Annotated in this window: 19 protein-coding genes; 9 read left to right on the plus strand and 10 right to left on the minus strand. The window is 67.1% G+C overall.

Annotation, left to right across the window (positions count from 1 at the left end; translation table 11 throughout):
* Positions 1-9: 9 nt before the first annotated feature.
* Both ACCQ12_RS18290 and ACCQ12_RS18295 read left to right on the plus strand, forming a co-directional pair.
* Positions 10-3,243 carry an efflux RND transporter permease subunit gene (locus tag ACCQ12_RS18290; protein ID WP_372382418.1) on the plus strand — a complete coding sequence of 1,078 codons (3,234 nt, stop codon included), beginning with the start codon at positions 10-12 and terminating at the stop codon, positions 3,241-3,243.
* Positions 3,244-3,586: 343 nt separating this feature from the next.
* Positions 3,587-6,730: an efflux RND transporter permease subunit gene (locus tag ACCQ12_RS18295; protein ID WP_372382419.1), complete on the plus strand. Its 3,144-nt coding sequence runs from the start codon at positions 3,587-3,589 to the stop codon at positions 6,728-6,730.
* 51 nt (positions 6,731-6,781) lie between these two features.
* Here the strand turns inward: ACCQ12_RS18295 and hglS are convergent, their stop codons facing one another.
* The 10 genes from hglS to ACCQ12_RS18345 form a co-directional block, all read right to left on the minus strand.
* Positions 6,782-8,149: a 2-oxoadipate dioxygenase/decarboxylase HglS gene (hglS, locus tag ACCQ12_RS18300; RefSeq protein ID WP_372382420.1), complete on the minus strand. Its 1,368-nt coding sequence runs from the start codon at positions 8,147-8,149 to the stop codon at positions 6,782-6,784.
* A 146-nt stretch (positions 8,150-8,295) separates the two neighbouring features.
* Positions 8,296-8,913 (minus strand): hypothetical protein, encoded by a 618-nt coding sequence (locus ACCQ12_RS18305; RefSeq protein WP_372383660.1) that lies wholly within the window; start codon positions 8,911-8,913, stop codon positions 8,296-8,298.
* Between the two features lie 31 nt (positions 8,914-8,944).
* Positions 8,945-9,514: a hypothetical protein gene (locus tag ACCQ12_RS18310; protein ID WP_372382421.1), complete on the minus strand. Its 570-nt coding sequence runs from the start codon at positions 9,512-9,514 to the stop codon at positions 8,945-8,947.
* A gap of 257 nt (positions 9,515-9,771) precedes the next feature.
* Positions 9,772-10,530: an HAD family hydrolase gene (locus ACCQ12_RS18315; RefSeq protein ID WP_104581281.1), complete on the minus strand. Its 759-nt coding sequence runs from the start codon at positions 10,528-10,530 to the stop codon at positions 9,772-9,774.
* Positions 10,531-10,567: 37 nt separating this feature from the next.
* Positions 10,568-10,975 (minus strand): EF-hand domain-containing protein, encoded by a 408-nt coding sequence (locus ACCQ12_RS18320; protein ID WP_372383661.1) that lies wholly within the window; start codon positions 10,973-10,975, stop codon positions 10,568-10,570.
* A gap of 236 nt (positions 10,976-11,211) precedes the next feature.
* Complete coding sequence (locus tag ACCQ12_RS18325; RefSeq protein ID WP_047694591.1) at positions 11,212-11,589, minus strand: EF-hand domain-containing protein; 378 nt, start codon at positions 11,587-11,589, stop codon at positions 11,212-11,214.
* Positions 11,590-11,809: 220 nt separating this feature from the next.
* Positions 11,810-12,193, minus strand: a complete 384-nt coding sequence (locus ACCQ12_RS18330; RefSeq protein ID WP_372382422.1) for a hypothetical protein — start codon at positions 12,191-12,193, stop codon at positions 11,810-11,812.
* A 193-nt stretch (positions 12,194-12,386) separates the two neighbouring features.
* The gene (locus ACCQ12_RS18335) at positions 12,387-12,581 is read right to left on the minus strand and encodes a CPXCG motif-containing cysteine-rich protein (RefSeq protein ID WP_039405377.1); all 195 of its coding nucleotides are present in this window, start codon (positions 12,579-12,581) and stop codon (positions 12,387-12,389) included.
* Positions 12,582-12,725: 144 nt separating this feature from the next.
* On the minus strand, positions 12,726-13,409 hold the full coding sequence (locus ACCQ12_RS18340) for a M15 family metallopeptidase (protein ID WP_104581278.1): 684 nt from the start codon (positions 13,407-13,409) through the stop codon (positions 12,726-12,728).
* Positions 13,410-13,514: 105 nt separating this feature from the next.
* Positions 13,515-14,321, minus strand: a complete 807-nt coding sequence (locus tag ACCQ12_RS18345; RefSeq protein WP_355582101.1) for an N-acetylmuramoyl-L-alanine amidase — start codon at positions 14,319-14,321, stop codon at positions 13,515-13,517.
* Between the two features lie 353 nt (positions 14,322-14,674).
* On the opposite strand from ACCQ12_RS18345, the gene ACCQ12_RS18350 reads away from it, so the two are divergent.
* From ACCQ12_RS18350 to ACCQ12_RS18380, 7 genes are all read left to right on the plus strand, one after another.
* Positions 14,675-16,087: a C40 family peptidase gene (locus ACCQ12_RS18350; RefSeq protein WP_372382423.1), complete on the plus strand. Its 1,413-nt coding sequence runs from the start codon at positions 14,675-14,677 to the stop codon at positions 16,085-16,087.
* Positions 16,084-17,181, plus strand: coding sequence for a dipeptide epimerase (locus ACCQ12_RS18355; RefSeq protein ID WP_166744103.1), 1,098 nt, complete (start codon positions 16,084-16,086; stop codon positions 17,179-17,181). Before ACCQ12_RS18350 ends, ACCQ12_RS18355 begins: the two co-directional genes overlap by 4 nt.
* A gap of 272 nt (positions 17,182-17,453) precedes the next feature.
* The gene (locus ACCQ12_RS18360; protein WP_372382424.1) at positions 17,454-18,230 is read left to right on the plus strand and encodes a L,D-transpeptidase family protein; all 777 of its coding nucleotides are present in this window, start codon (positions 17,454-17,456) and stop codon (positions 18,228-18,230) included.
* Positions 18,227-19,534, plus strand: a complete 1,308-nt coding sequence (locus tag ACCQ12_RS18365; RefSeq protein WP_372382425.1) for an APC family permease — start codon at positions 18,227-18,229, stop codon at positions 19,532-19,534. The genes ACCQ12_RS18360 and ACCQ12_RS18365 overlap by 4 nt, the downstream gene beginning before the upstream one ends.
* A gap of 87 nt (positions 19,535-19,621) precedes the next feature.
* Complete coding sequence (locus ACCQ12_RS18370; protein ID WP_372382426.1) at positions 19,622-20,119, plus strand: hypothetical protein; 498 nt, start codon at positions 19,622-19,624, stop codon at positions 20,117-20,119.
* Between the two features lie 149 nt (positions 20,120-20,268).
* Positions 20,269-20,598, plus strand: coding sequence for a hypothetical protein (locus tag ACCQ12_RS18375; protein WP_047694578.1), 330 nt, complete (start codon positions 20,269-20,271; stop codon positions 20,596-20,598).
* Positions 20,599-21,242: 644 nt separating this feature from the next.
* On the plus strand, positions 21,243-22,421 hold the full coding sequence (locus ACCQ12_RS18380; RefSeq protein ID WP_372382427.1) for a PQQ-dependent sugar dehydrogenase: 1,179 nt from the start codon (positions 21,243-21,245) through the stop codon (positions 22,419-22,421).
* Positions 22,422-22,521 lie beyond the last annotated feature (100 nt).

Genomic DNA, 22,521 nt, shown 5'->3' on the forward strand with positions numbered 1-22,521 from the left:
ACACCCCCCGTGGGCTTTTCGACCATCTTCATCCGCCGCCCGATCGCCACCTCGTTGTTGATGGCGGGCGTCCTGCTGCTGGGCATCCTGGGCTACCGGCAGTTGCCGGTCTCGGCGTTGCCGGAAATCGACGCGCCCAGCCTGGTCGTGACCACCCAGTACCCCGGCGCCAACGCCACCACCATGGCCTCGCTGGTGACCACCCCGCTGGAGCGCCAGTTCGGGCAGATCTCCGGCTTGCAGATGATGACCTCCGACTCGTCGGCGGGGTTGTCCACGATCATCCTGCAGTTCTCGATGGACCGCGATATCGACATCGCCTCGCAGGACGTGCAGGCCGCGATCCGCCAGGCCACGCTGCCCTCGTCGCTGCCGTACCAGCCGGTCTACAACCGGGTCAATCCGGCCGATGCGGCGATCCTCACGCTCAAGCTCACCTCCGATTCGCTGCCGCTGCGCGAGGTCAACCGCTATGCCGATGCGATCCTGGCCCAGCGCCTGTCGCAGGTGCCGGGCGTGGGCCTGGTGTCGATCGCCGGCAACGTGCGCCCTGCGGTACGCATCCAGGTCAACCCGGCACAGCTGTCGAACATGGGCCTGACCATGGAGTCGCTGCGCAGCGCGCTGACCCAGACCAACGTCAGCGCGCCCAAGGGCTCGCTCAACGGCAAGACCCAGTCCTACAGCATCGGCACCAACGACCAGCTGGTGGACGCCGCGCAATACCGCGACACCATCATCAGCTTCGCCAACGGCCGCCCGGTGCGGCTGGCCGATGTGGCCAAGGTGGTCGACGGGGTGGAGAACGACCAACTCGCCGCCTGGGCCGATGGCAAGCCGGCGGTGCTGCTGGAAATCCGCCGCCAGCCCGGCGCCAACATCGTGCAGACGGTGGAGCAGATCCGCAGCATCCTGCCGCAGTTGCAATCGGTGCTGCCGGCCGACGTGCATCTGGAGGTGTTCTCCGACCGCACCGAAACCATCCGCGCCTCGGTGCACGAGGTGAAGTTCACCCTGGTGCTGACCATCGCGCTGGTGGTGGCGGTGATCTTCGTGTTCCTGCGCCGGCTGTGGGCCACCATCATTCCGTCGGTGGCGGTGCCGTTGTCACTGGCCGGCACCTTCGGGGTGATGGCATTTGCGGGCATGTCGCTGGATAACCTCTCCTTGATGGCGCTGGTGGTGGCCACCGGTTTCGTGGTCGACGATGCGATCGTGATGATCGAAAACATCGTGCGCTACATCGAGCAGGGCAAGAGCGGGCCGGAAGCGGCGGAGATCGGTGCCAAGCAGATCGGCTTTACCGTGCTGTCGCTGACCGTGTCGCTGGTGGCGGTGTTCCTGCCGCTGCTGCTGATGCCCGGTGTCACCGGCCGGCTATTCCACGAGTTTGCGTGGGTGCTGTCGATTGCAGTGGTGATCTCGATGCTGGTGTCGCTGACGCTGACGCCGATGATGTGCGCCTACCTGCTCAAGCCCGATGCGCTGCCCGAAGGCGAAGACGCGCACGAGCGCGCCGCAGCCGCCGGCAAGACCAACCTGTGGACGCGCACCGTCGGCACCTACGAGCGCAGCCTGGACTGGGTGCTGGCGCATCAGCCGCTGACCCTGGCGGTGGCGATCGGCGCGGTGGCACTGACCGTGGTGCTGTATGTGGCCATTCCCAAGGGCTTGCTGCCCGAGCAGGACACCGGCCTGATCACCGGCGTGGTGCAGGCCGACCAGAACGTGGCGTTTCCGCAGATGGAGCAGCGCACCCAGGCGGTGGCCGCGGCGCTGCGCAAGGACCCGGCGGTGACCGGCGTGGCCGCCTTCATCGGTGCCGGCACCATGAACCCCACCATCAACCAGGGCCAGCTGTCGATCGTGCTGAAGACACGCGGCGACCGCGATGGGCTGGATGAGGTGCTGCCGCGCCTGCAGAACGCGGTGGCCGGCATCCCCGGCGTGGCGCTGTTCCTCAAGCCGGTGCAGGACGTCACCCTGGACACGCGCGTGGCGGCCACCGAATACCAGTATTCGATGTCGGATGTGGACAGTAACGAACTGGCCACCTGGGCCGGGCGCATGACCGAGGCGATGCGCAAGCTGCCCGAGCTGGCGGATGTCGACAACAACCTGGCCAACCAGGGGCGTGCACTGGAACTGAGCATCGACCGCGACAAGGCCAGCATGCTCGGCGTGCCGATGCAGACCATCGACGATACCTTGTACGACGCGTTCGGCCAGCGCCAGATCTCCACCATCTTCACCGAGCTCAATCAGTACCGGGTGGTGCTGGAAGTGGCGCCGGAATTCCGCAGCAGCACCGCGTTGATGAACCAGCTGGCGGTGGCCAGCAATGGCAGCGGCGCACTGACCGGCACCAATGCCACCAGCTTCGGCCAGGTGACCTCGTCCAACTCGTCCACTGCCACCGGCGTGGGCGCGCAGAACACCGGCATCGTGGTCGGCGCCGGCAACATCATTCCGCTGGCCGCGCTGGCCGAAGCCAAGGTCACCAACACGCCGTTGGTGGTGAGCCATCAGCAGCAGCTGCCGGCGGTGACCATCTCGTTCAACCTGGCGCCGGGGCATTCGCTGTCGCAGGCGGTGGCGGCAATCGAGAAGGCACGCGAAGATCTCGAGATCCCCAGCCAGGTGCATGCGCAGTTCGTCGGCAAGGCGGCCGAATTCACCGGCAGCCAGACCGACATCGTGTGGCTGCTGCTGGCGTCGATCGTGGTGATCTACATCGTGCTGGGCGTGCTGTACGAAAGCTACATCCACCCGCTCACCATCATCTCCACGCTGCCGCCGGCCGGTGTCGGTGCGTTGCTGGCGTTGATGATGTGCGGGCTGAGCCTGTCGGTGGACGGTATCGTCGGCATCGTGCTGCTGATCGGCATCGTCAAGAAGAACGCCATCATGATGATCGACTTCGCCATCGACGCACGCCGCGAAGGGGCGAACGCGCACGATGCGATCCGGCGCGCCTGCCTGCTGCGCTTCCGCCCGATCATGATGACCACCGCCGCCGCCATGCTGGGCGCGCTGCCGCTGGCGCTGGGCACGGGCATCGGCTCGGAACTGCGCCGCCCGCTCGGCATCGCGATTGTGGGTGGCCTGCTGCTCTCGCAGCTGGTGACGCTGTACACCACCCCGGTGATCTATCTGTACATGGAACGCGCCGGCGAGCGGCTGCGTGCGTGGCGTGCGCGCCGTGCGGCGACGGCGCATCGGCATGTGGAGGGGCGGGTATGAATCTGAGCGCCGCTGTCGGGACCGGGGGCCACGTGAGCGGGACCCGGGCCCCGGGACCCGGGACCCGTGGTGAAGCCAAGTACGCAAGCCGAGCATGTCGGGTCTGGGACGGAGCGGGCAGCGTGGGCATGCAGTTGCAGGCACAAGCGCCCTCGCATTTGCTTCTGCTTGCCCGGGTCCCGGGTCCCGGGTCCCGTGGTGAAGCCAAGTACGCAAGCCGAGCACGTCGGGTCTGGGACGGAGCGGGCAGCGTGGGCATGCAGTTGCAGGCACAAGCGCCCTTGCATTTGCTTCTGCTTGCCCGGGTCCCGGGTCCCGGGTCCCGGGTCCCGGGATTTTCCCGATGAACATCTCCGCGCCCTTCATCAAGCGCCCGATCGGCACCTCGCTGCTGGCGATCGGTTTGTTCGTGATCGGATTGATGTGCTACCTGCGGCTGGGCGTGGCGGCGTTGCCGAACATCCAGATTCCGGTGATCTTCGTGCACGCCACCCAGTCCGGTGCCGATGCCAGCACCATGGCCTCCACCGTCACCGCGCCGCTGGAACGCCACCTGGGCCAGTTGCCCGGCATCGACCGCATGCGCTCCTCCAGTTCGGAGAGCAGCAGCATGGTGTTCATGGTGTTCCAGAGCAACCGCAACATCGATTCGGCCGCGCAGGACGTGCAGACCGCGATCAATGCGGCGCAATCGGATCTGCCGTCCGGGCTTGGCACGCCGATGTACTCCAAGGCCAATCCGAACGACGACCCGGTCATCGCCATTGCGCTCACCTCGGACACGCAGTCGGCCGATGAGCTGTACAACGTGGCCGACTCGTTGCTGGCGCAGCGGCTGCGCCAGATCACCGGCATCAGCTCGGTCGACATCGCCGGCGCCTCCACCCCTGCGGTACGCGTGGACGTGGACCTGCGTGCGCTCAACGCGCTGGGGCTGACCCCGGACGATCTGCGCAACGCGGTGCGCGCGGCCAACGTGACCTCGCCCACCGGATTCCTGTCCGATGGCAACACCACCATGGCCATCATCGCCAACGATGCGGTGGCCAAGGCAGCCGACTTTGCGCAGCTGGCGATCTCCACCCAGTCCAACGGACGCATCGTGCGGCTGGGCGATGTGGCCACCGTCTACGACGGGCAGCAGGATGCGTACCAGGCGGCCTGGTTCGACGGCAAGCCGGCGGTGGTGATGTACGCCTTCACCCGCGCCGGGGCCAACATCGTCGAAACCGTGGACCAGGTCAAAGCGCAGATTCCCGAGCTGCGCAACTACCTGCAACCCGGCACCCGGCTCACGCCCTACTTCGACCGCACGCCCACCATTCGCGCGTCGTTGCACGAGGTGCAGGCCACGCTGATGATCAGCCTGGCGATGGTGGTGCTGACCATGGCGCTGTTCCTACGCCGGCTGGCGCCGACCTTGATTGCCGCGGTGACCGTGCCGTTGTCGCTGGCCGGTTCGGCACTGGTGATGTACGTGCTCGGCTTCACCTTGAACAACCTCAGCCTGCTGGCGCTGGTGATCGCCATTGGGTTCGTGGTCGACGATGCGATCGTGGTGATCGAAAACATCATGCGTCATCTCGATGAAGGCATGCCGCGCCTGGACGCGGCACTGGCCGGTGCGCGCGAGATCGGTTTCACCATCGTCTCGATCACCGCCTCGCTGGTGGCGGTGTTCATCCCGATGCTGTTTGCCAGCGGCATGATCGGCGCGTTCTTCCGCGAGTTCACCGTGACCCTGGTGGCGGCAATCGTGGTGTCGATGCTGGTGTCGCTGACCTTGACGCCGGCGCTGTGCAGCCGCTTCCTGTCCGCGCATACCGAGCCGGAAAACCCCGGCCGTTTCGGCGCCTGGCTGGACCGCATGCACGCGCGCATGCTCGCGGTGTACACGGTGGCACTGGATTTCTCGCTGCGGCACGCCTTGCTGCTGTCGCTGACGCCGCTGCTGCTGATCGCCGCCACCATCTTCCTGGGTGGCGCGGTCAAGAAGGGGTCGTTCCCGCCGCAGGACACCGGCCTGATCTGGGGGCGCGCCAATTCCAGCGCCACGGTGTCGTTTGCCGACATGGTCAGCCGCCAGCGCCGCATCACCGACATGCTGATGGCCGACCCGGCAGTGAAGACCGTCGGTGCGCGCCTGGGCTCCGGCCGTCAGGGCTCCAGCGCATCGTTCAATATCGAGCTGAAAAAGCGCGACGAGGGCCGCCGCGATACCACCGCGCAGGTGGTCGCGCGCCTGAGCGCCAAGGCCGACCGTTACCCGGACCTGGACCTGCGCCTGCGCGCGATCCAGGACCTGCCCAGCGACGGTGGCGGCGGCACCAGCCAGGGCGCGCAGTACAAGGTGTCGCTGCAGGGCAACGACCTGGCGCAGCTGCAGGAATGGCTGCCCAAGGTGCAGGCCGCGCTGAAGAAAAACCCGCGTCTGCGCGATGTAGGCACCGACGTGGACACCTCGGGCCTGCGCCAGAACATCGTGATCGACCGCGCCAGGGCAGCACGCCTGGGCATCTCGGTGGGCGCCATCGACGGCGCGCTGTACGGCGCGTTCGGCCAGCGCTCCATTTCCACCATCTATTCCGATCTCAACCAGTACAGCGTGGTGGTCAACGCACTGCCCTCGCAGACCGCCACGCCCAAGGCGCTGGATCAGGTCTTCGTGCCCAACCGTGCCGGTCAGATGGTGCCGATCACCGCGGTCGCCACCCAGCTGCCCGGGCTGGCGCCGCCGCAGATCACCCACGACAACCAGTACACCACGATGGACCTGAGCTACAACCTCGCACCGGGCGTGAGCACCGGCGAGGCGGACCTGATCATCAAGAACACGGTGGAAGGCCTACGCCTGCCGGATGGCATCCGCATCAGCGACGGTGGCGGCTTCAATGTGCAGCTGAGCCCCAATTCGATGGGCGTGCTGCTGCTGGCCGCGGTGCTCACCGTCTACATCGTGCTGGGCATGCTCTACGAGAGCCTGATCCACCCGGTGACCATCCTGTCCACGTTGCCGGCCGCCGGCGTCGGCGCGCTGCTGGCGTTGTTCCTGAGCAACACCGAGCTGTCGGTGATCTCGATGATCGCGTTGGTGCTGCTGATCGGCATCGTCAAGAAGAACGCCATCATGATGATCGACTTTGCGCTGGTGGCGCAGCGCGTGCACGGCATGGATGCACGCGCGGCCGCACGCGAAGCCTCGATCGTGCGCTTCCGCCCCATCATGATGACCACCATGGTGGCGATCCTGGCCGCGGTGCCGCTGGCAGTGGGCCTGGGCGAAGGCTCGGAGCTGCGCCGCCCGCTCGGCATCGCGATGATCGGCGGGCTGGTGTTCTCGCAGGGCCTGACCCTGCTCAGCACGCCGGCGTTGTACGTGATTTTCTCGTGCCTGAGCGAACGCTGGAAGGCGCGTCGCGCACGTGCGCGTGCACGCCGGGCAGAGCGCACGGCGGCACGGCGCCCGGCTGCGTCGTCGGCGCACTGAGGCGAGGCAGCACACCAGTCGCCGCCGCACCGCGCGGCGACGTACGCGGGTTCAGGCCACCAAGGCCTGCAGCGAGGCGCGCTCCAGCTGCGCGTATAACGCGAACTCGTCGTGCACCTGGGCGCCCAGGGCCTGTTCGAAACTGCGCTTGCTCGAATGCGCGGCATAGGCGCGCTGCTCGGCCCCACCCAGGTTGGACTGGAAGATGCCGGCCGCGCTGACCGGCAGGAAGTCTTCGTAAATGATCGGGTCGGCACTCACCAGCCCCAGCGCGATCGCGGTTTCTGCCGGCATCGCGGCCACCTGCGCCGGATCGGCACGCCCTGCCTCGGTCAGTGTGTAGCGGAAATAGCCCAGCCCTTCCTGGCGCAGCAGCGCCTCGTCATCGGGAAAGGCCACAAACGCGGTCTGCAGGCGGGTGGCGTAATCGCTGCCCGTGCTGCCGGCACCGTCGGCATCGCGCGCCTGCGCCAGCAGCGCGTCGTACAGCGCACGACCCTTGGGCGTCAGCGCAAGCCCGCGTTGCTCGATCTCGCCAAAGCGCGCTGTATGCGTGCCGTGTTCGGGCTGCCCGCCATCGCCGACAAACCGCACCGGCTCTTCCAGTGCCTTGAAGCTGGTCTGGCGCAGCAGGATCGGCACGCGCCGACGCGGCGGGCCTTCGATCACCGCCTTCGCATCGATGCCGGCGCGCTGCATCTGCGCCTGCGCCGCATCGATATCCAGCGTGCGCGGAGTCAGATGGTTGATGTGCGGGCCATGGAAGCTCACCACATCGGCAATCAACTTGTGCGCCTCGCTCAGCGCGCGATAGGTCGGCAGCGACACCGTGGCATCGCCATGCCAGCGGAAGGTCTCCAGCGCTTCGGCGACGAACTGCTGCGCCTGTGCGGCGTCCAGGCCGCCTACCTGTTCGCAGTGGTCGATCAGCTCCAGCGCACCTGCGGTAAAGATCTGCCGTTGCTGCAGGATCTGCGCGGCCTGCGCGCGCAGCGCGGCATCCTCGATCAACTCCAGGCGCAGCAGCGAGGTGAACACGCGGAACGGGTTGGCCGACAGCGCCGCATCGTCGATCGGGCGGAACGCGGTGGAATGCACCGGCACGCCGGCCACCGACAGGTCGTAATACCCCACCGGGTGCATCCCCATCACCGCAAACAGCCGACGCAAGGTGGCCAGTTCTGCGGCCGTGCCGACCCGGATGGCGCCATGCCGCTCCAGATCCAGCCGTGCCCGCTCGTCGTTGCGCTGCAGTCTCGCCGCCAGCGCGGGATCGGCCTGCAACGTCTGCGCGTTGACCTGCGCCACCAGCGTCATCAGGTCGCCGTATAACGGCACCTCGGCGCGATACATGTCCGACATCGCCTGGGCGAACAGGCTGCGGATGTGATCGGGAGAGACAAACACGGTATCGCGCATGGGCTGGTCTTGGCAGAGGCCGGCCAACGCCGGCGTTGGTCGCATTCTCGCCGACCGTGCCCTGCGGCGACCAGCTGCACGGCAGCATCGCGTGCGCGCGTTGGCATGCAGACAGCCCTGCGCGAGGTGTACGCGCACCGCCGGCGTTACAACCCGGCCTGCGCCGCCGCCTCGGCCGCTTCGCTGGCCTGACGCGCGGCCTCCAGCCGCTGCGCATGGTCGCCGAGCTGGCGACGCAACAGCGCGTCCAGGGTGATCGGCCGCTCCCACCGGTCGTAGCTGGCAACGATGGCGTGCCGCAACGCGCGCATGTGGGCATTGTCCGGCGCCACCGCCAGCCGCGTGATCACGCCTTGCCACCCATCGTGATGATCGCGGCTATAGGCCCGCACGCTGTCGCGACACGACAGCTGCACCGTCTGTGCCCACACGCAGGCGAAGTAGATGTCCCCCGCGTGCCAGCCGTGCACCTGCAGCAGCGCCTGCACGTAACCGCGCGGCGTGCCGGTGTAACGCGCCACCTCGTCGATGAAGCTGTCCGGGTAGCGTTGCGCGTAGCTGCCCATGTCGGCCAGATGCTGGTCCACCCACGCATCGCCGGTCCCGGGCATCACCGCGGGCACTGCCGCGTCCTGCACGCCGCTGGCGGCCGGCGCAGCGGCAGCCTGGGCAAGCGCCAGCGACGGAACCAGCAACGCCGCCAGCAACGGCAGCGATCGCAACAGCAAGTAGCGCAAGGCAGACATGCCGCGATGATGCCGCATGCCCGTGCCGGTGTCAGGCATGCAGAACAGGTCAGCGCAGGTCGTAGATGCCAAGGTAGTGCACCTCGCGGCAGCCGTTCAGATCGCAGGCGCCCACATAGCCGGGCCCGAGATAACGCTGGCGTGCATCGCGGTTGTGCGGGCTGCTGTACGGATCCGGGCCATACAGGCCGTTGCCGTAATAGATCTGGCCGTAGGGGCGGTTGCGCGACGCGCCCAACCGCAGTGCGGAGCCGTAACCGTAGCCGCTGTAGGCACCGACATTTCCCCCGTCGCGGTCGCCCACGAACGCAGTGCCGCGGTCACTTGCCCGTGGTCGCGACTGCAGGGTGGCGATGCTCTGCCCCTGCGCATCCACATAGCCTTGTTCGCGATCGAAGCGCACCGTGCGGAAATACACCACGTCATTGCCCACCTGCCGCGTGTGCAGGCGGACATGCTGGCCTGCATCGTCGTAATACGGCTGGCCATTGCGAAAGATCACCTCGCTGGGATTGATGACTTCTTCTTCCAGTTCGGCAGCCGCCAGCGGCGCGACGCCCATCAGCGCACCCAGCGCGACGGCCCGCCCTGCACGACGGATCACGGACAACATGTTCATGGGCATTCCCTCCAAGGTCGGCCATGCGTGCTGGCCGGAACGTCCTGTTACCGGGCGCCGTCGGGCGCCCGCATCGTCACTACATCAGCAATGGGCACTTCGCGCCAGAGCCGCCGGCCAGGCGCCAGTCTTGCGCGGCCGGCCCGCCGACTTGCACCTTGCCAGGCCGGCGCGCCGGTGGCCGATGAAGACCACCGGCGTGGACATGCCGGCCCTGCCTCGGCCGCCTGACGCAGCCGCCGCAGCCGCCGCAGCCCTCAGCCTGGCAGCTGCTGCCGCGCCACCGCATCCAGCGCCTGCACCGCCGCCGGCCAGCCCGACGCATCGGGCACCTCGCGCATGCGCGGCTCGTCTGCAGCGACACCGTGCTCCTGCTCATGCGCCCAGGTCACCGCGTACGGTGTGTAAATCCCCCAGCCACCGATCGCCAGCACCGGCTCCACATCCGAGCGCAACGAGTTGCCGATCATCACGAAGCGCTGCGCCGGCAGGTCGAATTCGCCCAGCACGCGTGCGTAGGTCTTGGGGTCCTTTTCGGACACCACCTCGACCCGCGGAAACAGGTCGGCCAGACCGGACTGCTCGATCTTCTGCTCCTGGTGAAACAGGTCGCCCTTGGTGATCAACACCACCGCACAGTGGGCGGCAATGGCGCCAACCGCCTCGCGCACACCGGCAATCACCTCCACCGGGTGCTGCAAGGTGGCGCGGCCGATCTCCACGATGCGCTGGATGTCGCGCGCATCGATACGCGCGTCGGTGAGTTCGATGGCGGTTTCGATCATCGACAGCGTCATGCCCTTGGCACCGTAGCCGAACACCTTGAGGTTGCGCCGTTCCACTGCCAGCAGATGCTGCTGCATGCGACTGTCGCCCAGGTCGAGATAGCGGGCCAGGATCGCTTCGAAATCCGCTTCGGCGGTGCGGTAGTAGTCCTCGCTTTTCCAGAGGGTATCGTCGCCGTCGAAGCCGACCAGTTGGATCGCCTGGCCGTCGCGCTGTGCAAGAGAAGTCATTGCGCAAGTCTAGCAGCGCGCTGACGCGCAGCTGCAGTCAGTCGCCTGCCACGTCGCCGGGGCCGGGCTGATAGCTGGCAAATTCGTCACGCGACAGGCGCCCGTCGCCGTTGCTGTCGAAGCCGGCAAAGTTCTCGCGCAGGATCGGGTCGGCGCCGGCTTCGGCCGGCGTCAGCGAGCCGTCGGCATCGCTGTCCAGGCTGTCGAAGCTGCGCGGCGCCAACGTGCCGGCGGTGGGTGCCCCCGACGGCGCAGCGCCCCCCTTGCCGCGGGACGGCCCCGACGGATCGGCGGGCAACAATGGGGTCGTGGCAGGTGGCGGCGGCTCGATGGGCAAGGGCCCCATGCCCGCAGCGTTGGTGCCGCCGGTGAACGGTGCTGCAGTCTGCTGGGTGGCGGGCGGCAACTCCGGTGGCGCGGCAGACGCGAGCAGTGGACTGCACAGGACGGCGAGCAAGCTGAGGCGCGTTTGCAGCATGAAGACGAGACCAGAAGCGAATGGCGTCACCGTAACGCGCACCACGTAAAGAAAACGGGAGCGGCCCTGGCAGGCCGCTCCCGTGTGTCCATCCTGATCAGTCACGCGTGCCTGGCGTGCAGACCCGCGCTGTTGCGATGCCGAGCCCTTCGCAGCTTCGTATCCGGAGCGCTACGGACGGCGACGGCTTTCGAGACACTCGATCAGTTACCTTGCGACCCCGTTGCGCCGCCGCTCTGCTGCTTGGCGACAAAGGCCTTGTATTCGTCCGGCGTCAGCTTGCCGTCGGTGTCGCCGTCGGCCTGGTCGAAAATCTGGACCAGCCCCGCGTTGACCTGCGCTTCCTGTTTGCTGATGGCGCCGTCGCTGTCGGTATCCACGCTGGCCCAGGTCTGCCCGCCGCCGGAGCTGGCACCGCCCTGGGCAGAGGTCGCAGAGCTCCCCGACTGTGCCGAGGCAGCAGGACTGCCCGCCTGCGCTGCGGCGTCCTGCGAGGTGCTCTGCGCCATGGCCGGCAGCGCCAGGGCGGCGGCAAGAGCGGCGGTGGCAGCGAGCAGCGAGGTGCGGTTGCGATTCTTCATTTGGGTGGTCTCCTTGGGCGTTGGAATGCGCGGTGTCGCCGCACATGGCACTACCGTACCGATCGCAAATGAACGCCCAACCCGGCGCAATTTCCTGCAAAACGTCCTCTTAACCACAACCGGCAGCGTTGCCGCTAGCCGGGTGTTAGGCATGGGTGAGTCAAACAGAAGCAGAGCATTCAACAAGGAAATTTATGCGAACCACGCCGCCTTTTTTCAGCTATTGCTGCGCGCCGGGCGCGCCATCGTCCCAGCTTCCGGAACTGAACAGTTTCCAACCCACCACCACGCCTGCAAGTGCGCCGGCAATCTCGAGGATGACGCGCGAGCCCAGTTCGTTCGGGTCATGGATCCTGGCCAGTGCCAGACGTGCATACAACGGCGATTCCAGTCGCACGATGCTGGTGTACACCAGGTGCCAGATGTCGTAACCGGCGCCGACCGCCACCGCCAACAGACAGGCAATCCCCAGGGTGTGGCCATGGGTGAAGTGCAGACGCCGCCCGACATGTTCGATGATGGCGAAGATCAGGACACCAAGCACCAGCGCAATCAGGCCGGCCTCCAGCGAACCGAGCAGGCCGAAGTGCAGGGGCAGATTCATCGTGTTGATCCGGGCAGCTGGCGTGCCAGTCTAGCCGCTACGGCCATGGATCCGGCTGCAATCCAGATCGACACACGAAGGCGCGAACAGGCCAGCCGCCCTGGTCGCGCGCACCGCCGCATGACGACGCTCATGCCGGGGAACGAGCGCTGCACCATGCGCATGCAATCAACTGGAGGCCGTGGGGTGCGCCCTAATCGTCCTGCCCGCGCGCAGTCACCTGCGCCTCGCCCTCTTCATCCCAGCCCACGTTGACCGAGATCGGCTTGCAGCACACCTGGCAATCCTCGATGTACTGCTGATCACCGCCGCTCAGGTCCAGTGTCAGCGTGATCCACTCCCCGCAGTACGGGCAGGCGACATCCACAAAGCGTTCCGGATCGGACATGAGGGGTTCCTCGGCAGCGGGCAGGCCGGATCGGATGCGCCAGATCGGCAATCACGACACGGGAGCGCAAGTGTACGAGCGTTCGGGCAGGTGCAGGCATCGGGCGCGCGCACCCTTCCAATGCGAGCAGGAAGGCCGCCGCGATCACTCCACCGGCACATTGTAGGCGGTGTCCGGCGTGGGCTCCGGCCGGAAGGTGAAGTGCCACCACTCCATCGGATAATTGGCGAATCCCTCGGCCGCCATGGCGCGCAGCAGGCGCCTGCGCTGGGCACGTTGCGCGTCGGTGATCTCGGGCGCATCGGTATGTGCCCGCGTATCGAAAAAATCGAACGCGGTGCCCATGTCCACCGCCGCACAGGCGCCGTGCCGGCAGTCCAGCAATCCAAGATCCAGCGTCGCGCCACGGCTATGCCCGGACGTCTCGGCGATGTAGTCGCCCAACAGCGCGCGCTTGTCCACGCGCGGGTAATACTGGGCCTTGGTCGATTGATCGCCCAGGTCAGCCGCCCAGGCCACGAACGCCTGCACGGCCCGCACCGGCCGGTAACAGTCGAACACCTGCAAGCGGTAGCCATCGGATTCGAGCCGCTGCGCCACCCGCGCGAGCGCTTCGGCAGCCGGACGCAGCAGATAGCACCGCGGCGCAAGATATCCAGGCACCACGCGCCCGGTAAAGTTGTTGCTGCCCGCGTAGCGCAGGTCCACTACGAGGTTGGGCGCAAGGCGCTGCGCATCGATCAACCCGGCTTGTGCAGCGGTCGTTGCGGGTGAGACATGCGGCTGTGCCGCGCCCACGCCCGACAACAGCAAGGCCAGAAGCACCACTACGGCGCGGGCACTGGAGCGCGGCAGGTCAGCTGCACGCCGGTTGTGGTGGATGTGATGCACGGCTGCTCCTCTATCGGGCCAGACACTCTTGCCGTCGTGGCGCTATGGGCTCTCGCCCTCGCCTGATGCCACATTACCGGGTGACGTCGAGGGCCGCAGTGGCCCGGTCAACGCATGCAGGATCCGCAGATCCTCGGCATCCAGCGTGCTGGCGCTGTTGCCGCGATAGTGATGGTGGAAGGCCTGCAGGGTGGCGGCAGGGTCGTCGAGGCTGTAGCCGAGCAGGGCAAGCGCCTGCCAGGGATCGAAACCTTCCGGTGCGGGCGGCGCATCGGCAGCCGGCCAGCGGCCAAAACCGGCGTCGGCCAGGCGCTTCCAGGGAAAGCGCGGTCCGGGGTCGTTCTTGCGTGTCGGGGCCACGTCTTCATGGCCGACGATCTGCGTGCGTGGAATCCGCAGGCGCGTGCACAGGTCTTCCAGCAGGACCAGCAGGCTGTCGATCTGCGCCGGTGCGAACGGTTCGCTGCCGTCGTTGTCCAGCTCGATGCCGATCGAGGCCGAGTTGATATCGGTGATGGTGCCCCAGCGGCCGGCGCCGCCATGCCAGGCGCGTTGCTCGTCGCTGACCAGCTGGTAGCGACGCCCGTCCTCGCCGATCAGGTAATGCGCACTCACGCGCCCCCCGCTGTTGCGCCCACGCAGCGTGCCCAGGCTCTGCCGGACCGAATGCTGGTCGGTGAAGTGCAGCACGATCAGGATCGGGCGCCGGGCATCGAAGTTCGGCGACGGCACCCACTCGGCCAGGGCGTTGCGCTGCGGCGCATGGGCGCAGGCACCCAGCGACAACGCCACCGCGCAGATGGCTGCGCGCAGCCAGGCCGATGGGCGTAGAGGGAAGCTGGACAGCATCGTTGTCTCCTGGAGGAATCGCGCGGCCCGCGCCGTCGCTGTTGGCCGCGCTACGTCCGGCGCGGCCATTATCTGCCGAGTGTCGCCGCTGTGGTCGGCAACGCGGGCCTGCGCGTGGCGACGCTGCAACGCGCCGATTGCGCCGCACCGGGATCGCCGTTGATGGCGTGGCCGTGCACTGCGTCGGGATATCGGCCAGCGGGGTCGGCGCCCGCATCCGCCTGCGCTGCGTTCGCAGCGCCAGGCGCCCCGCGTACACTGCGCCATGGTCGCCACCGCACAGTGCGGCCGTGCTGCCGCTTGCGTCACGTGCCTTGCAGTTCGCCCACGCCTGCCCTGATCCCGAGCTCTTCATGTTCCTGCCGCGCTGCCTGCTGACGTTGCTGTCGATCGCCCTTGCCCTGCCCTGCGGCGCAGCGACCACGCGTGCCAGCGTGCAGGCGCCGCCGGCCGCACCGTTTGCGGTCGGCGATGCGCAGCTGACCCCCGACCACTGGATCCGGCGCAGCCCCGACGCGCAGCGGCCGCATCTGAACGCCGCACAGATCGACGCGTTCACCACACGCTTGCTGCGCGACGATGCCTCCATGCGCGATCTGGCGCAGCTGCCCGCGCTGCTGACCGGCGCGACGGTGCGCGCGCAGATCGAGGCGCTGTCGGCGCTACCGACACGCACGCTCTACGCTGCAGACGGGCAGCTGATCCAGCCAGCGCAGTTGACGGAGCTGCGCCGCCTGCTCGCACTGGACACGCTCCCGGCCCAGGTCGCGCCGCGCTTTGCGCTGGTGGTGAAGCGCGCCGCGCTACGGACCTTCCCCAGCGCGCTGCGCGTGTTCAGCGGCCCCGACGAGCATGACATCGACCGCTTCCAGGAATCGGCGCTCTACCCCGGCACGCCGGTCGCGGTCCTGCACAGCAGTGCCGATGGCGCATGGGCGTTCGTGCTTGCGTCCAACTACGCCGCATGGATCGCCAGCGACCAGATTGCCGAAGGTCCGCGCGCGGACGTATTGCAGTATGCCCAGCGCCGCCCACGCCTGATGGTGACCGGCGCACGCGTACAGACGGCCTACACGCCGGAGCTGCCGGCCGTCTCTGCCCTGTGGCTGGACATGGGCACCAGCCTGCCCTTGCAGCGCACCTGGCCACCGCAGCAGCCGGTCAACGGGCAGTTACCGCTGGCCGCCTATGTGGTGCAGCTGCCGCTGCGTGGCAACGATGGCCGCTTGCAGTTGGTCCCTGCGCTGGTGCCACGCGGTGCCGACGTGCGCATGGGTCCACTACCGGCCACCGATGAGGCACTGCTGCGCCAGGCGTTCAAATTCCTTGGCGAGCGTTATGGCTGGGGCAACGATTACCACGCGCGCGATTGCAGCGGGTTCGTGCTGGATGTCTATCGCAGCGTGGGCATTGCGCTGCCGCGCAACACCGGCGATCAGGCACGCAGCGGCGTCCTGCGCGGCGTCGCGTTCACCGCCGACGCACCGCTGGAACAACGGCTGCAACAGCTGGCGCAGTTGCGTATCGGCGACCTGATCTATATTCCCGGCCACGTGATGATGGTGATCGGGCACGCAGACGGTGCGCCCTGGGTGATTCACGATGTCGCCGGTGCCAGCTACCGCGCAGCGGACGGCAGCGTGCAGCGCGCGCGCCTGAATGGCGTGTCGGTGACGCCGCTGCTGCCCCTGCTGGCCACCGACGGCACCGCCTTCATCGACCACATCACCCGCATCCAGCGCATCGCACCGATCGATTCCCCATGAAGATCACCGGCTTCACCCTCGGCATGCTGCGCGTGCCGCTGCACACCCCGTTCAAGACCGCGCTGCGCACCGTGCACGCAATCGAGGACGTGGTGGTGCTGCTGCAGACCGATAGCGGCCAGATCGGCTACGGTTCCGCTCCGGCCACTGCTGCGATCACCGGCGAAACCCACGGCAGCATCGTCGCCGCGATCCGGCAGTGCATCGCCCCGCGCCTGATCGGCCAGGACGTGGCCGATTTGAATCGCCTGTGCGGGCTGGTGCAGCACGCACTGGAACGCAACACCAGCGCCAAGGCTGCAGTGGAGATCGCGCTGTACGACCTGTGGGCGCAGGCCTATGGCGCCCCGCTCTACCAGTTGCTGGGTGGCGGCACGCCACAGATCACCACCGACCTCACCATCAGCGCCGATGCCATCGACATCATGGTCGCGCAGGCGCAGCAGGCGCTTGCACGTGGCTACCGGGCGCTGAAGATCAAGGTCGGCAAGGACAGCGCTTCGGATGTCGAACGTATCAAGGCGATCCATGCGGCCGTCGATGGCCGCGCGACCTTGCGCCTGGATGCCAACCAGGGGTGGACGCCCAAGCAGGCGGTGCGCAGCATGCGGACGTTGGAAGACGCCGGCATCGCGCTGGAGCTGCTCGAACAGCCGGTCAAGGCAGCCGACGTCGACGGGCTCGCGTTCGTCACCGCGCGCATCGACACCCCGGTGATGGCCGACGAAAGCGTGTTCTCGCCATCGCAGGTGATCGACCTGATCCAGCGCCGCGCCGCCGATATCGTCAACATCAAACTGATGAAGACCGGCGGCCTGTCCAACGCGATGCGCATCGCCGATATCGCGGCCGTGTACGACGTGCCGTGCATGATCGGCTGCATGATCGAATCCAGTGTCAGCGTGGCCGCCGCCGTGCATCTGGCCGTGGCCAAGGCCCACAGCATCACCCTGGCCGACCTGGACGCGCCGGCACTTGGCCAGTTCGACCCCACCGATGGCGGCGTCCGGTTCGACCACGCGCAGATCCACATCGACGATTCGCCGGGGCTGGGCATCCGCCGCATCCGCGGGCTGGAGCTGTTGCCGGACTAAGCGCGTCCTCGGCGAGGTCGGTCGTGCCGATATGGCGCCCGTCAGCCACCAGCGCGGGCAGCGGGCAAGACGGGGCCGTGCCAGCCGCATGCCCGCCTGCGCGGCAAACCACGCGTGCACGATGCACGGGCATGCGCCACGCGGCCGCATTGCTGGGTACAGTATCGCTCATCGGCACCTGCCCTGCGCGGTCTCTGCCTCGCGCGATCACACGGCGATCGGCACGGACGCACCGCGTTCGTTTCAGCTCACCCCTAGCCTCCGGAGCCTGCATGCGTCTTGCCATCCTGTTGCGATCCACCCTGTTGATGGCGTTGACACTGTGCGGCAGCGCCGCCCACGCCGGTGAACCGATGCAGGCGCTGCAGCAGGCACGTGCACTGATCGTAGTGACCACTCCCGACTGGAACAGCACCCAGGCGCGCCTGCAGACCTTTACGCGAGTGGACGGTGGATGGGCACCGGCCGCGCCGGCATTCGCGGTGGCGCTCGGCCGGCACGGCAGCGCCTGGGGCGATGGCCTGCACCCCGCCCAGCCGCAGGGCCCGCAGAAGCGCGAAGGCGATGGCCGCAGCCCGGCCGGCGTCTTCGCCATCGGCCCGGCATTCGGTGATGCGGCCCGTATCGACAGCGCCATGCCGTATCAGGCGATGAGCGCCACCCATTACTGCATGGATGTGCCCGACTCGCCGCTGTACAACCGCATCGTCGACGCCGCGCAGGTCGGCGAACGCGCCGTCGCCGGTTCCACCGAGCCGATGCGGCTGGACCTGCGGCAACCCGGCGATACGCGCTACCGCGAGGGCTTCGTCATCGCGCACAACCCCGGCAACGTGCCCGGCCGCGGCAGCTGCATCTTCGCGCATCTGTGGCGCACGCCGGGCCAGTTCACCGCCGGCTGCACTGCGATGGCGCCTGCCGACATGCAGCGCCTGCTGGCGTGGTTGAAACCGGAAGACCACCCGCTGTTCGTGTTGTTGCCGCGCGCGGACTACGCGCGCCTGCAGGCGCAGTGGCAGCTTCCCCTGCTGGCCGAGGCCGCACCATGAGTACGCCGCCCCCCGCACCCGATGCCACCGGCCTGGTACGGGTGGTCAGCCGTTGGCAGATCGTCGGCTTGTCGATCAACGACGTCATCGGCAGCGGCATCTATCTGTTGCCCGCGGCCACGGCTGCGCTGCTCGGTCCGATGAGCCTGTGGGCGGTGATGCTGGCCGGCCTGGCGGTCGCGCTGCTGGTGTTGTGCTACGCGCAGGCGGCGAGCTACTTCGACACGCCCGGCGGCAGCTATCTCTACACACGTGAAGCCTTCGGCCCGTTCGTCGGCTTCCAGATCGGCTGGATGATCTGGCTGACCCGCATCAGTTCGGCGGCAGCGCTGAGCAATGGATTGGCCGATGCGGTCGCGCGGTTCTGGCCGACCGCGTCCACCGAGACCTGGGCGCGCACGCTGGTGGTGGTCGGCTCGCTGGGCGTGCTGACCGCGATTAATGTCATTGGCGTCAGATCGGCCGCGCGCACCGGGATCGCCCTGGTGATCGGCAAGCTGGTGCCGTTGCTGCTGTTCGTGACCATCGGCCTGTTCTATGTGGACTGGTCGTGGGCGTTTGCCGGCACTGCGCCGGACCTGCGCGACATGGGCAATCTCGGCGAGGCCGCATTGCTGCTGCTGTTTGCCTATGCCGGCTTCGAGAACATCCCCGCCGCAGCGGGCGAATACCGCAACCCGCGCCGCGACGTCCCGTTCGCCCTGATCACCATGATCGTCACGGTCACCTTGATCTATTCCGCCGTGCAGGTGGTGGCGCAAGGCACGCTGCCTAACCTGGCCGCTTCGCCCACGCCGTTGGCGGATGCGGCCAGCGGCTTCGGTGGCGAGGCGTTGGCGCTGATCCTTACCGTGGGCGCCACCATTTCCATCCTGGGCACCACCAGCAATACGGTGATGCTGGGCCCGCGCTTCCTGTTTGCGCTTGCGCAGGACGGGTATGGGCCGGCGTTTCTGGCCCGTGTGCACCCGCGCTTCCACACCCCGGCGGCGGCCGTGCTCACCCAGGGCGTGCTGTCGCTGGCACTGGCGTTGTCGGGCTCATTCACGCAGCTGGCGCTGTTGTCGATGGTCACGCGCCTGTTTGCCTACATCGGCACTGCCGCCGCCGTCATCGTGCTGGCGCGTCGCTATCGGCACCGCACCGACACCTTGCGCTTGCCGGGGGGCCCGCTCATTCCCGTCGCCGCGCTGGTGCTCTCGCTTGGGCTGCTGGCCAGCGCCAGCTGGCAGAATCTGGCAGCGGCCGGTGCGGCAGTGCTGGTGGGGTGGGCGTTTTATCTGTTCCCGCGCACACCTGCCTGACAGCTTCGCAATGCACTCGCGCCGCGCTCACGCACGCCTAACCGCGCACGCCCAACGCTGCGGCTCTCACCTGCCTGGGAGCTTGCGATGAAACTGCGCCGCGTCTACAGCACACCCGATCTTGAAAGCGCGCAACGCGTGCTGCAGTCAGCGCGCAGTGCCGGTATCGACAACGATGCGCTGTCGCTGATCGCGTGTGCCGATATCGAACTGCATGATGTCCCGGACGAGAGCAAGGACGCCAAGACCGATTTCGTTCCGGCTGCGGCACGTGGCGCTGCAACCGGCGGTGCTGCCGGTCTGGTGGCAGGGCTGGTGGCGGTCGCCGTGCCGCCGATCGGTCTGACCCTGGCCGGCGTGGGGGTCATGGCATTGGCGGGCGCACTGGTGGGCAGCTGGTCGTCGGCACTGGTCGGTGCCACCGTGCCCGACCCGGTACGGCGTCAATTTGAAGATGAAATCGAATCCGGCCGCGTGTTGGTGGTCATCGACGCCGACGAGCAGACACTCCACACGTCCGAGCCAGCGCTGCTGACCGCCGGAGCAACTCCCCTGCCGTATGAAGCGGCGTCTGCTGCGGTATGACGCCAATGCCGGGGGCTGGGCTGGCAACAAGGCGGCGGCTATCCGCCTGCAATGCAGCGTTGCCTTGATCCCGTCGTCACCTCGCGTGCCGCGCTGTTAACACCTCGCTGCCTAAGTTGATCTGCACATTCGCAATGATGGAGACGAGCATGAACGTGCCGTACCAGATTCCGGGCCGCGCACCGGACGAAGACCGCAGCCAGAACGTATCCAACTATTGGCGCGAGCGCTTCACCGAAGAACCGTATTACACCGAAGGCGACCGTTACGAAGATTACGAGGGCGCCTATCTGGCCGGGCACGAAGCGCGAATTCGCGAAAATGCCCGCGCCTATGATCAGGTGGAAGCCGAACTGCACCGTGATTGGGAAGCCAAGCGCGGCACCGAAGGCCTGAGTTGGAGCAAGGCCCGTCATGCGGTCAAGCGTGCCTGGGAAAATGCAACCGACTTCGTCACCGGCGACAAGTCAAAACCGTAGACAGACACCGCCACCGTCGAGGTGGCGTTGTTTTTTGGCGTGTAAGAGCACTCCAGTGTCGGCGGCGCCACAGGTGAGTTGCACGTGGCGCCACCGGCCTCGATTGCATCGCATTGCAGGTGTCGTTTTGCACTGCTACTCCTGCGGGCAGATTCAGCACATATGCAGTGCATGAAATCTTTTTCTGCTCGGCAGCAAGATCGCCTTGAGAGCCTCTCGCCAGCGGCACCCGCAAGATGCTCAGTGAGCCAGCAATCGCAGAACGCAGCCCGGGTGTTGAAATTTCATCACACGAGCACACTTTATTGTTGCAACACAGGGGCACAAAGGCCGAACCAGCATTGGACAAGGCCGTGGGCTTTTAACCAAGCAACACCATGCATTCCCATGCGGACCGGATCGGCAGCGTGATCGCGCAACGCGGCATCCAGCCGGACGGCGACAACGCATACAGGTTTGTACCGCTGTCAGAACCGCTTTATGAACTATCCGTTCGTGAACAACGATGTGCGACGTGCCTGCCCTGCAGAGAGTGATCTGCGACAAGGGTGAGCCGCGCAGCGTCGTGTAAGGTAATAAAAACCCGACGCGGAACACGTTGCGGGAGGGCTGCAGCGTGACCGTCCCATCCCCTGGAGGACCTCATGTCTATCCGTCGTCTGCTTGCCCTGGCCTGCTCGGCCACCCTGTTTACCTCCGGCGCCGCGCTGGCCGCGCCTGCCGCCGCACCGGCAGCATCCATTCCCAAGGCGCAATGGCCGTTCCAGGCCGCCACCGTTGCCGATTTCGACGAGCCCTGGGCGATGACCTTCCTGCCCGATGGCACGCTGCTGGTCAGTGAAAAGCGCGGCGCGTTGATGCGGTTCGATCCAAAGACCAAGCGCAAGAGCGCGGTCACCGGCGTGCCTGCGGTCGCCTATGGCGGCCAGGGCGGATTTGGCGATGTGCTCGCACACCCGCGCTTTGCGAAAAACGGCCTGGTCTATGTGAGCTACGCCGAGCCGGGCCAGGGCGACACGCGCGGCGCGGCGGTTGCGCGTGCCAAGCTTACGCTGGATGCCACCGGTGGCGGCACCTTGTCCGGCCTGAAGGTGATCTGGCGACAGGAGCCCAAGGTTTCCGGCAACGGTCACTTCGGTCATCGGCTTGCGTTTGACTCGAACGGAAAGCTGTGGATCACTTCCAGCGAGCGGCAAAAGTTCGATCCTGCGCAGGACATGAAGGCCAATCTCGGCAAGCTGATCCGCCTCAACGACGACGGCAGCGTGCCGGCCGACAATCCGTTCGCCGCGCAGGGCGGTGTCGCTGCGCAGGTCTGGTCGCTGGGTCACCGCAATATCCTGGGCATCGCCTTCGACAGCAAGGGCCGCCTGTGGGAACACGAGATGGGCCCGGCCGGCGGCGATGAGCTCAACCTGATCCAGCGCGGTGCCAACTATGGCTATCCGATCGTTTCCAACGGCGATCATTACGACGGCACGCCGATCCCCGACCACAACACCCGCCCGGAGTTTGCCGCGCCCAAGATCAGCTGGACCCCGGTGATCTCGCCGGCCGGCTTTGTGATCTACAGCGGCAAGCAATTCCCCGCGTGGCGCGGCAACGGCTTCATCGGTGGCTTGTCATCGATGGCGCTGGTGCAGGTCTCGTTGGGCGACCAGCCGCGCGAGGTTGCCCGCTACGACATGGGCGCACGCATCCGCGAAGTGGAACAGGGACCGGACGGCGCCCTGTGGCTGCTGGAGGACGAAGCCAGCGGCAGCACCGGGCGCCTGCTCAAGTTGACCCCCAAGAGCAAGGCCGCAGTCGAAAACGACGCGTAAGCGTGGTGGGGTGCGGTCGTGCGACACGCACCGCGCGCATCCAGGACTGCCTTGCAGCATCACCAGCGCTCGCTGAGCGCTGGTGATGCCGGTGCAGGCG

It is taken from the genome of Xanthomonas sp. NCPPB 1068, from assembly GCF_041479385.2.
GTDB lineage: Bacteria > Pseudomonadota > Gammaproteobacteria > Xanthomonadales > Xanthomonadaceae > Xanthomonas > Xanthomonas cannabis.